8 protein-coding genes are annotated in these 11,593 nt (G+C 73.5%); 6 read left to right on the top strand and 2 right to left on the bottom strand.

All coding sequences use genetic code 11. The annotated features are described in order from the left end of the window. Positions 1 to 4: 4 nt before the first annotated feature. Entirely contained in the window at positions 5 to 931 is a 927-nt protein-coding gene (locus IFT79_RS10340; protein ID WP_249407979.1) for a proline iminopeptidase-family hydrolase, read from the bottom strand. A gap of 127 nt (positions 932 to 1,058) precedes the next feature. On the opposite strand from IFT79_RS10340, the gene IFT79_RS10335 reads away from it, so the two are divergent. From IFT79_RS10335 to IFT79_RS10325, 3 genes are all read left to right on the top strand, one after another. Next, complete coding sequence (locus IFT79_RS10335) at positions 1,059 to 1,859, top strand: FadR/GntR family transcriptional regulator (RefSeq protein ID WP_173151968.1); 801 nt, start codon at positions 1,059 to 1,061, stop codon at positions 1,857 to 1,859. Positions 1,860 to 1,968: 109 nt separating this feature from the next. Next, positions 1,969 to 3,735, top strand: a complete 1,767-nt coding sequence (locus IFT79_RS10330; protein ID WP_192124054.1) for an alpha,alpha-phosphotrehalase — start codon at positions 1,969 to 1,971, stop codon at positions 3,733 to 3,735. Positions 3,736 to 3,875: 140 nt separating this feature from the next. Continuing rightward, positions 3,876 to 4,544, top strand: a complete 669-nt coding sequence (locus IFT79_RS10325; RefSeq protein ID WP_056049435.1) for a hypothetical protein — start codon at positions 3,876 to 3,878, stop codon at positions 4,542 to 4,544. 168 nt (positions 4,545 to 4,712) lie between these two features. Here IFT79_RS10325 and IFT79_RS10320 read toward each other — a convergent pair whose 3' ends face one another. Continuing rightward, positions 4,713 to 5,708, bottom strand: coding sequence for a siderophore-interacting protein (locus IFT79_RS10320; RefSeq protein WP_192124052.1), 996 nt, complete (start codon positions 5,706 to 5,708; stop codon positions 4,713 to 4,715). 194 nt (positions 5,709 to 5,902) lie between these two features. Between IFT79_RS10320 and IFT79_RS10315 the strand changes: the two genes are divergently transcribed. The 3 genes from IFT79_RS10315 to IFT79_RS10305 are packed head-to-tail and all read left to right on the top strand — an operon-like array spanning position 5,903 to position 11,390. Further along, entirely contained in the window at positions 5,903 to 7,465 is a 1,563-nt protein-coding gene (locus IFT79_RS10315; RefSeq protein WP_192124049.1) for a pyridoxal-dependent decarboxylase, read from the top strand. Then, on the top strand, positions 7,462 to 8,907 hold the full coding sequence (locus IFT79_RS10310) for a lysine N(6)-hydroxylase/L-ornithine N(5)-oxygenase family protein (RefSeq protein WP_192124047.1): 1,446 nt from the start codon (positions 7,462 to 7,464) through the stop codon (positions 8,905 to 8,907). Before IFT79_RS10315 ends, IFT79_RS10310 begins: the two co-directional genes overlap by 4 nt. After that, on the top strand, positions 8,904 to 11,390 hold the full coding sequence (locus IFT79_RS10305) for a GNAT family N-acetyltransferase (RefSeq protein WP_192124045.1): 2,487 nt from the start codon (positions 8,904 to 8,906) through the stop codon (positions 11,388 to 11,390). The genes IFT79_RS10310 and IFT79_RS10305 overlap by 4 nt, the downstream gene beginning before the upstream one ends. The last annotated feature ends 203 nt before the right edge of the window (positions 11,391 to 11,593 follow it).

The raw sequence follows: 11,593 nt of genomic DNA, 5'->3' as shown, positions 1-11,593 counted from the left end.
CCGGTCAGGAGGCGCGCCCGGCGTCGCGCAGCTCGTCGTGCGCCGCCAGGAACGGCGCGACGACGGCCCGGAACTCCTCGGGCTGTTCGAGGTGTGAGCAGTGGCTGGCACCGGCGAACACGTGCGACCGGACGTCGGCGATGCCGTCGACGAAGGGCTGCCAGGTGGCGGGAGTCGCCTCGTCGAACTCGCCCGCGACGACGAGGGTCGGCATCGTGATCGCCGGCAGGCGGTCGACGACGGTCCAGTCGCGCAGCGTGCCGATGACGTGGAACTCGTTCGGCCCGTTCATCGTGTGGTAGACCGTCGGCTCGGCCTCCATCTGCTCCTCGCTGTCGACGAAGTCCTGCGGCATGGGCACCACGCGGCAGACGTGCCGCTCGTAGAACGCCTGGGTGGCGGCGAGGTACTCGGGGTCGGTGGTCGTGCCGTCCTCCTCGTGGCGTGCCAGCGCCTCCTGGGTGTCGGTCGGCAGCTGGTCGCGCAGCTCGGCGGCGCCCTCGACCCAGAGCTGCATGGACGCGGGCGAGTTGCAGATGGCCAGGCTCGCCAACCCGTCCGGTGTCGTCACGGCGATCTCGGCCCCGAGCATGCCGCCCCACGACTGGCCGAGCAGGTGGTACCGCTCGAGTCCGAGGTGGGCGACGAGGTTGGCGAACTCCGAGACGAAGAGGCTCGGCTGCCAGAAGTCGACGGGCGCGTCGGGCAGGTGGGTGCTGCGGCCGCAGCCGAGCTGGTCGTAGTGCACGACGGTGCGGCCGGTCTCGTCGGCGAGGGCCTCGAGGTTGCGCAGGTAGTCGTGGGCCATCCCCGGGCCGCCGTGCACCACGACGAGGGGCAGCGCACCCTCGCGCGGCTCATCGGGCGTGGTGACCCGGTACCAGGTCTCGGCGTCGTGGAAGGCGGCGGTGCCGGTGGTGATCGTGGACATGCCGGTGAGCATGCACCCGGCTAAGGTCTCGCGACAAGACCTTTCGCGATGCCTTAATCTGCTCGTAACACGACGAGACCTCGACGGCTCCGCACAGGACGGGTCGTCGAGCAGGGACGGGGACGCGATGGGCCAGGACGACAGCCGAGGAGGCGCGGGCGGCGCGCGCTCGGACGTCGCGGTCGACGGCGGCCTCGGTGGCGCCCTCGGGGCCCCTCTCGCCCCCACGACCCGGGTCGACGACCTCACCGACCGCCTCGTCACGGCCATCACGATCGGCGAGTACCTGCCCGGCTCGCGCCTGCCCGCCGAGCGCGACCTCGCCGCCTCGCTGCGGGTCGGCCGCATGACCGTGCGGGCCGCCCTGGCCCGACTCGTCGAGCAGGGGTTGATCGTGACGCAACGCGGGCGCGGCGGCGGCTCGTTCGTCCAGGCGCCGGCACCGGGGTCGGGCACCGACGTCGTGCGCCGCACGCTCGCCGCGCGCTGGTCCGACCTGCGCGACACGAGCGAGGCGATCAGCCGACTGCACGGCGTCGTCGCCGAGGCCGCGGCCGAGAACCGCACCCCGGACGACGTCGACCGACTGCACGACCGGCTCGAGGGCTACCGCGGCGCCGCGTCGGGCCTCGCGTCGCAGAAGGCCGACGAGGCCCTGCACGTCGCGATCGCCGAGGCCGCCGGCAACGCCACGCTGCGCGGGGTGCTGTTCGACCTCGAGGCCCGCGTGAGCATCTCGGCGCCGGCGCACCTCTGGGGCGGGCCGGACGGCATGCGCGAGATGGAGCTGCGCGCCCTCGCCGACCACGAGGCGCTCGTCGCCGCGATCTGCGACGGGCGTGCGGCGGACGCCGCGGCCATCGCCCGCGAGCACGTCAAGATCGACCTCGAGCTGCTCGAACGCGAGCTCGGCCGCGCCGCGCCCTGACTCCGCACCCGCGCCTCCCCGCCTCCGTCCCCGCGCCTCCTGAGCCCCCGATGCCCCTGGGGTCTCGGTGCCGCGGCGCGGCCGAGGCCGGCCGTGACAGGCTGGGCCGGTGAGCGACTCGACGACGAACGACACCACCCCCACGACCGCCGGAGGCGCGGCGCACGACGCCCCGCCCGTCACCGCCCCTCCCGCCTGGTGGACGACCGCGACGGTCTACCAGATCTACCCGCGCAGCTTCGCCGACTCGAACGGCGACGGTGTCGGCGACCTCGGCGGCATCCGGCAGCGGCTCGGTCACCTGCACGACCTCGGGGTCGACGTGATCTGGCTGTCGCCGATCTACCGCTCGCCCCAGGCCGACAACGGGTACGACATCAGCGACTACGACGACGTCGACCCGCTGTTCGGCACGCTCGCCGAGTTCGACGCCCTGATGGACGAGGTGCACGCACTCGGCATGAAGCTGGTCATGGACCTCGTCGTCAACCACACGAGCGACGAACACCCGTGGTTCGTCGAGGCCCGGTCGTCGCGCGACTCCCCCAAGCGCGACTGGTACCTCTGGCGCGACCCGCTGCCGTCGGGCGAGGGGACCGACGCCGCGGGCACGCCCGGGGCCGGCACCCACCCGACCGCCTGGCGCAGCGCCTTCAGCGGCCCGGCCTGGACCCTCGACGAGCCCACCGGCCAGTACTACCTGCACATGTTCGCGTCGAAGCAGCCCGACCTCAACTGGGAGAGCCCCGACCTGCGCCGGGCCGTCTACGACATGATGAACCGCTGGCTCGACCGGGGCGTCGACGGGTTCCGCATGGACGTGATCAACCACATCGCGAAGGAGCCCTCGTCGCTGGCGCCCGGAGCCTCGCACTTCGTCATGGGCGGGCAGATCCACGACCACCTGCGCGAGATGCACCGCGAGGTCTTCGCCCACCGCACCGACCGCGAGCTGATCACGGTGGGCGAGATGCCGGGGGTGACGGTCGACGACGCCCGGCTGTTCACGGCCGCCGACCGGCACGAGCTCGACATGGTGTTCCAGTTCGAGCACGTCGGCCTCGACCACGGACCGGCCTCGAAGTTCGACAACCTGCCGTTCGACCTCGTGGCGCTCAAGCGCTCGCTGTCGCGGTGGCAGGAGGGCCTCGCCGACCAGGGCTGGAACAGCCTCTACCTCGGCAACCACGACCAGCCGCGGTCGGTCTCGCGCTTCGGCGACGACGGCCGGTACCGGTTCGAGTCGGCGACGCTGCTCGCCACCGTGCTGCACCTGCACCGGGGCACACCGTACGTCTACCAGGGCGACGAGATCGGCATGACGAACGCCGGGTTCACCGCGGTCGAGCAGTACCGCGACATCGAGTCGATCAACTGGTTCGACGAGTCGGTCGCGGCGGGGGCCGACCCCGAGGGCCTGCTCGAGGCGTTGCGCTTCCGCAGCCGCGACAACGCGCGCACCCCCGTGCCGTGGTCGGGAGGCGCGGCGGCGGGCTTCAGCACCGGCACCCCGTGGATCGAGGTGGTCGCGAACCACGACACCGTGAACGTCGACGCCGACCGTGCGGCGGGTGACCGCTCGGTGTTCGAGCACTACCGGCGGTTGATCGCGCTGCGGCACGAGTCGCCCGTGGTGGCGCTCGGGTCGTTCGAGCTGCTCGCTCCGGACGACGAGCGGCTCTACGCGTTCACCCGCACGCTCGGCGACGAGCAGCTGCTCGTGCTGGCGAACTGGTCGGGCGAGGCGTACGAGCTCGACCCGGCGCTCCACCCGGCGCTGCGGCGCCGGTCCGTGCCGCAGGTCGTGATCGGCAACGTGCCCGGCGGGGGCGGGCTGACGCTCGCGCCCTGGGAGGTGCGCGTCCTGCGGGGCTGACCCGCGCCTCCTCGGCTCCCCCGCGCCGCGCCGCGGGCTCGCATCGCACCGTCCGCTGACCGTCGCACCGCCGATGTTCGCGGTGCGACGTTCAGTCGACGGTGCGACTCGCGCCCCCGGGACGCGCTAGCGTCGGCGAGGTGAGCGATCCCGACGACGCGCCCGCGCCTCCCGACGACCCGGCACCCGCCGAACCGGCACCCACCGAGCTCCCGCACGGCTGGGTGCGCGTCGGCGAGCGCCGCTGGTGGTCGACGTGGGTCGGGGCGACGACCGCGTTCGCCTTCTTCGCGGCGATCCAGGCAGTCCAGTTCGTCTTCCGCATCGCCGAGATCAGCTTCCGGTGGGATCTCGCCCTGTTGGTGGCCGTCGGGGTGACGGTCGGGATCTTCGCGCTGATCACGGTGATCCGGAACGCCCGGGCCCCGCAGCCCTGGATCGACCTCGACTCCGGGCAGCTGCGCGCCGGCACCCGCCGCCCCGTCCCCCTGGTCAGGGTCGACCGTGCCGTCCTGACGACGGCCCCGGTCGGCAACGGCGGCCGCGTGCTCGTGCTCCGCCTGACCGCCAAGGAGGCGCGGGTCGACTTCATCCTGCGCGACCGGAAGGACGCGACCCTCGACCCGACCTCGACCGCCGTGTTGGCGGAGGCGCTGCGCCGCACCTCCGTCGCCATGCCGACCTCGATCCACGACCCGACCGGCCGGTTCGCGCGCTACAACTTCCCCGGCCACGTCGACCGCGACGACGCCGTCGCCCTCGTCGAGCACCCGCCCGCGGCCGGCGACCCGCTGCCCGCGGCCTGGTGACCGCGGCCTGGTGACCGCGACTGGTGACCGAGGCCTCGTGACCGGTTCGCCCTCGAGCGCCCTCGTCCGCGACCACGACCACGTCGCACCACCGTCGCGTCGTCGAACCACGCGAGAAGGTGGTTCCCCGACGCGACGGTGGTGCGACCTCGGTGGCGGGTCCCGGACTCAGCGCTTCCAGTACCCCGAGAACGTGATGCGGTTCTTCGGCAGCCCTGCCGCGTGCAGGTGCCGCCGTCCGCTGGTCGCCAGCGCGGACTCACCCACGACGTAGGCGTAGGCCCCCGGGTCGGCCGCCGACCGGGCCAGCAGCGCGGCGAGCGCCCCCTCCCCGGGCGCGACACCCCCGGCACCCTCGGCACCCCCGGCACCCCGACCGTCTACGTCGTCGTCGCCGCCGAGCGGCCGGCTGCCGGACCCCAGGGCGCCGAGCGCCCGGGCGTCGAGCTCGTCCCGCACCACCCACGTCACCTCGACGCCGTCCGGCACGTCGAGTGGCCGCACGTCGGCCCGGGTCGGCACCTCCTGGATCACCGACCCCACGGAGGCGCGGTGCAGCGACCGCACGATGCCCTCCGTCCCCGGCAAGCCGGTCTCGTCGGCGACCAGGTGGATCTCGGTCGCGTCGTCGGGGGCGTTGAACAGCACGCCCTGGTCGAGCAGGCCGAGGGCGTCGCCGGGGCGGGCGGCGCAGGCCCAGATCGCCGCGCCTCCCTCGAGTTCGCCGGACCCGCCGCGGTGCAGCACGAAGTCGATGTCGAGCTCGGCGCGCGAGGCCCCGCCCGCACCGGCCGCACCGGCACCCGCGCCGGCCGCCCCCGCACCCGCACCCACACCGGCACCCGCTTCCGTCCCGGCCGAACCCGCCGGCCGGAACTCGCGCACCGTGTAGTTCGCGCAGTGCGGCCGCTCGGCCTCGGGGATCGCCAGGTACTGCGCGTACCAGAGCGACGTGGTCGCCCGCGGCAGCCTCAACGAGTCGCTGCCGGGCACCGGCAAGAACAGCCGGAACCACTGGTCGAAGCCCATGCCGCCGAACTCGTGCAGGTCGTCGCCGACGACGGTGACGCGCTGGAAGCTCGGCGAGACGCGCTCGGAACGCAGCACCTCGAGGCGGTGCACTCGGGGGTCGGCGGGCTTGACGGGCGGACGGCGGGTCGACATAAGGTAAGGCTAACCTAACGAACCGCGGGTCGCATCCGACGTCGACGACCACGCCTCCGACGGGCACACCGACGTCGAGCCACCCGCACGACCCGCACCACCCGCACCACCCGCACCACCCGCACCACCCGCACCACCCGCACGACGCGCGATACCGCGCCCTGCCCCACCGCTCCACGATCCGAAGGAGACCCGTGTCCGAACGCCACGCGTCCGCACTGCTGACCACCGCGACCGCCGACGAGTACGAGCGCCTCACCGGCGCCGCCGTCGCCCGGATCGCCGACCGCTTCCGCACGACGCGCCAACCCTTCTCGGGCGAGAGCCGTGCGCACCTGCAACACCTCGTCGACGCCGTCGACCTGGACGCCCCGGGCACCGGCCTCGACGACGCCCTGCGCGAGGTCGACGAACTCTTCACGGCGAACGCCGTCTGGTTCCACGACCCCGCCTACCAGTCGCACCTCAACTGCCCGGTCGCCCTCCCGGCGGTCGCCGCCGAGGCCGTGCTCGCCGCCGTCAACCCCTCGGTGGACACCTACGACCAGTCGGCCGTCGGCACCCTGATCGAGCGTCGCCTCGTCGACTGGACCGCCGAGCGCATCGGCTTCGACCCCGCCACCCGCGACGGCGTCTTCACCTCGGGCGGCACGCAGTCGAACCTGCACGCCCTGCTGCTCGCCCGCGAGCACGCCACGGCGCGCGCCCGCGCCGACGCGAGGGACGAGGAGGCGCGGCTGCGGGACACCGCCGCCCCCGGCCACCGACCCGTCCCGCGCGCCACGGCACTGCACGACCTGCTCGGCCGCATGGTCGTGGTCGCCACCGCCGAGAGCCACTTCAGCGTGCAGAAGTCGGCTCGGCTGCTCGGCCTCGGCGAGGACGCCGTCGTGACCGTCCCCACCGACGACGCCGGTCGGATGCGACCAGAGGCCCTCGCGGTCACCCTGGACGCCCTCGTGCAGGCTGGACACCTGCCGGTCGCCGTCGTCGCGACCGCCGGCACGACCGATCGCGGCTGCCTCGATCCGCTCGCCGCCGTCGCCGAGGTCTGCGACCGCACGGGCGTGTGGCTGCACGTCGACGCGGCGTACGGCGGTGGCCTGCTCGTGTCGCCGACGCGTCGGCACCTGCTCGACGGCATCGAGCACGCCCGGTCGGTCACGGTCGACTTCCACAAGACGTTCTTCCAGCCGGTGTCGTCGAGCGCCCTCATCGTGCGCGACGGGCACGACCTCGACCCGGTCGCCTGGCACGCCGACTACCTCAACCCGCTCACCGACCCCGAACCGAACCAGGTCTCGAAATCGCTCCAGACCACCCGACGGTTCGACGCGCTCAAGCTCTGGGCGACGCTCCGCGCCCTCGGCGCCGACGGCGTCGGCGAGCTGGTCGACCGGGTGATCGACCTCGCGACCGGCGCCCACGACCTGCTGCGGGGCGACGACGAGTTCGTGCTGCTCGCCGAGACCCAGCTCAGCACGGCGCTGTTCCGCTGGCAGCCGGCCGGCGTCGACGACGCCACCGCCGACCGGCTCGTCCCGCTCGTCCGACGCGTGCTCTTCGAGTCCGGCAGGGCGATCGTCGCGAAGACCGTGGTCGACGGGCGTCCCTGCCTCAAGCTCACGCTGCTCAACCCGGACGCGGGTCTCGACGACGTGAGGGGCGTGCTCGAGCTGGTCCGCGCCTCCTCGTGGGCCCTGCTCGAGAGCGACGCCCCCGCCCTCGTCGCCGCCGGGACGGAGGTCGCCCGATGACCGCCGCCACCGCTGCGGCCGCAGCCGCCGCCACCCCGCGCGACGCCCCGCGCCTCCACGACCTGGTCGGCATCGGCCTCGGCCCGTTCAACCTCGGACTGGCCGCCCTGACCGACCCGCTCGACGACGTCGACGCGGTGTTCCTCGACGAGAACGACGGCTTCGCCTGGCACCCCGGCATGATGATCGAGGGCGCCACGATCCAGGTGCCGTTCCTGGCCGACCTCGTGACGATGGCCGACCCGACCTCGCGCTTCGGGTTCCTGAACTGGCTGAAGGCGACCGGGCGGCTCTACCCGTTCTACATCCGCGAGGAGTTCTCCCCGCTCCGCGCGGAGTACGACGCCTATTGCCGCTGGGTCGCCGGCCAGCTCGACACCCTGCGGTGGGGTCGACGCGTCACGAGCGTCGACGAACAGCCCGACGGGACGTACGTCGTGACCTCGCGACGTGCTGCCGACCAGGCCGTCGAGACCTGGCACGCCCGACACGTCGTGCTGGGGGTGGGAACCGAGCCGCGCCTCCCCGAGCCGCTGCAGCGCCTCGCCGACCGGGGCGACGCCCACGGCCGGGGCGACGCCCACGGCCGGGTCGTGCACAGCGCCGACTACCTGACGGCCCGCGACCGCCTGGGCGCCGCCGACTCGGTGACGATCGTCGGCAGCGGGCAATCGGCCGCCGAGATCTACCGCGACCTGCTCGACACGACCCGCGTCGGCGACCGACCGGGGCACCGGCTCGACTGGGTCACCCGTTCGCCGCGGTTCTTCCCGATGGAGTACACGAAGCTCACGCTCGAGCTCACCAGCCCGGAGTACACCGACCACTTCCACTCGCTGCCGCGCGAGACCCGCGACCGCCTCGGCCGCGAACAGCGCAGCCTCTACAAGGGCATCAGCGGCGACCTCGTCGACGACGTGTACGACACGCTCTACCGGCTGAGCGTCGACGGGCCGGTCGACTCGACCCTGCTGACCGAGACCGAGCTGGTCGACGCCCGGTGGATCGACGCCGACGAGCAGCTCGAGATCACGGTCCGGCACGCGCAGCTCGGCACGACGACCACCCGCCGCACGGACGCGCTCGTCGTCGCGACGGGCTACGCCGCACGGCTGCCGTCGTTCCTCGACGCCCTCGGCGACCGGGTCGACCGCGACGACCTCGGCCGCCTCGCCGTGGCCCGGGACTACTCGATCGACGGGGGCCGGGGACGGCTGTTCGTCCAGAACGCCGAGGAGCACACCCACGGCCTCACCGCCCCCGACCTCGGCTTCGGCGCCTGGCGCAACTCGAGCATCATCGCCTCGATCACCGGCCGCGAGGCCTACCCGATCGAGCGCCGCATCGCCTTCCAGACCTTCGGCCGGCCCGACGGGCCGACCGCGACAGCGACACCGACGCCGACACCGACACCGACCGAGGAGGCGCGGGTCACCCGATGAGCACCACCCACGACACCGAGGCGCTCGCGCCCGAACTCGCGCCAGCAGCCTCGCCCGCGGCGCCCACTGCACCCGCAGCATCCGCCGCGGCGCCCGCAGCATCCGCGGCACCCGCGCTGCCGTCCCGCACCGACGAGGGGGCGACGGGCGTGGCGTTCTCGCGCCGCGCCTCCTGCGGTCTCGTCACGATCGAGCCGTTCGCCGCGGACCCCTACGCCGTCTGCCTCCGCCGGTGGTTGGCGCACCCGGCATCGGCCGCCTGGCAGATGGCGGGCCTGAGCACCGACGAGGTGCGCGCCTACCTGGCCGCGATCGACGCCGACCCGCACCAGCAGGCCTGGCTCGGGCGGGTCGACGGCGAGCCGACGTTCTTCGTCGAGACCTACGACCCGGCCGAGGTGCTGCTGACCGAGGTGCACGACGCCGAGCCCGGAGACGTGGGCATGCACCTGCTCGTCGCTCCCCCGCGCGGGCAGCGGGTGCACGGCCTGACCAGCGCCGTCATGGCGAGCGTCGTCGACTTCGTCTTCGAGATCGAGCGGGCGAGGCGCATCGTCGTCGAGCCCGACGTGACCAACGACCGCATCGCGGCGAAGAACGACGAGGTGGGGTTCCGGGCACTCGGCGACGTCGAGCTGCCCGACAAGACGGCTCGGCTCTCGGTCCTGACGCGACACGACCGGGCGGCGGCGCACCTCGCCCCCGGCCCCGTGGACTGGGCTCATCGGCACCTGGTGACCAAGGCGCTGAGCGAGTTCGCCCACGAGCGGCTGATCGCCCCGGTGGCCGACGACGACGCCGCGACCGCCCCCGCAGTCGACGACGACGACGCCGACGCCGCTGCGACGGACGGCGCCTGGCGGGTCGCCCTCGACCACGACGGCCACCGGATCGACTACCGGTTCACGGCCCGCCGGCTGGCCCTCGAGCACTGGGCGATCGACGACACGACGGTCACCCGCACGATCGACGACCGCCCCGAGCCCCTCGACGCCCTCGCGTTGGTCGTCGAGCTGGACGACCTGCTCGGCATCCCCGAGTCGCTGCTCGCCACCTACCTCGAGGAGGTCTCGTCGACCCTGGCGAGCGCCGCCTACAAACGTCACCGGGGCGGCCCGACCGCCGAGCGGTTGACCACCGCGGACTTCCAGACGGTCGAGGCGGCGATGACCGAGGGGCACCCGGGCTTCGTCGCGAACGCCGGGCGCATCGGCCTCGGACTCGACGAGTTCCACGCCTTCTCCCCCGAGGCCGCGGCTCCCGTCCGGCTGGTCTGGTTGGCGGCGCGTCGGTCGGTGACGCACCTCGCACTCGGCGCCGGACTCGACGAGAGGACGCTGTGGCAGGCCGAGCTGGGCCCCGAGAGCGTCGCCCGGTTCGACGCCACCCTCGCCGCGAAGGGCCTCGACCCGGCCGCGTTCCACTACCTGCCGGTGCACCCGTGGCAGTGGCAGCACCGCGTCTCGATCTCGTTCGCCCCCGACGTCGCCCGGCGTGACCTCGTGCTGCTCGGCGAGGGCGACGACACGTACCAGGCGCAGCAGTCGATCCGCACCTTCGCGAACCGCAGCCGGCCCGACCGGCACTACGTCAAGACGGCGCTGGCGATCCAGAACATGGGCTTCGTCCGCGGCCTCTCGCCGGCCTACATGAGGCCGACGCCCGCGATCAACGACTGGGTGCACGACCTCGTGCACACCGACGCGACCCTGCAGGAGGCGCGGTTCCGGGTCCTGAGGGAGCGCGCCTCCGTCGGCTACACCGGTGACGCCTACCACCGGACGACGACGTCGTCGCCGCACCGGAAGATGATCGCCGCGCTCTGGCGCGAGAGCCCGGTGCCGCTGGTCGGCCCGGGTGAGCGGCTCGCCACGATGGCGGCACTGCTGCACCGCGACGGTGCCGGCGACGCACTCGCCTCGGCCCTCGTGAAGGCCTCGGGGCTGTCGGCCGAGGACTGGCTGCGGTCGTACCTGCACGCCTACCTCCGACCGGTGGTGCACTGCCTGCGGGCGCACGACCTGGCGTTCATGCCGCACGGCGAGAACGTCATCCTCGTGCTCGAGGGGTGCGTGCCGACGGCCGCGTTCATGAAGGACATCGGCGAGGAGATCGTCGTCGTCGCCCCGCGCGAGGTCCCCGAGGCGGTGCGGCGGACCGTGCACGCGGTCGACGACCGCGAGAAGGCGTTGGCGGTGTTCACGGACGTGTTCGACGGGGTGTTCCGACACCTGGCCGCCATCCTCGACGGCGACGGCGTGCTGCCCGCGGCCCGGTTCTGGGCGCTCGTGGCCGAGTGCGTCGAACGGCACGCCGACGAGCACCCCGACCTGCCGGGGTCGGTCGACCTGCGGGCGGCGCGCTTCGACCACTCCTGCCTCAACCGGCTGCAGCTGCGCGACACGCGCCAGATGGTCGACCTCGCGGCGCAGTCGTCGTCGCTGATCTTCGCCGGGACGCTGGCGAACCCGATCGCGAGGTAGGGGCGGCGCCCCGGGGCGGGGGCGGTCGGGCCGCCTCCGCCCCTGGGAGGTGGCGGTCGATTCACGGTCGACCACCACCCGATCCGCGCAGGGCCACGGGCCGTGCGGGCCGCCGCCGATCACAGGGGGAGAACCATCGGCGGCGGGTCGAGCTGCTCGAGCGACGATACCGCCGTCGAGTTGCTTGGGTTTGAAGATACTCG

The sequence above is a fragment of the Frigoribacterium sp. CFBP 8759 genome (assembly GCF_014841655.1).
Classification (GTDB): Bacteria; Actinomycetota; Actinomycetes; order Actinomycetales; family Microbacteriaceae; genus Frigoribacterium.
Note: the sequence above shows the minus strand (reverse complement) of the source record. Positions and strands in the feature narration are given on the sequence as shown.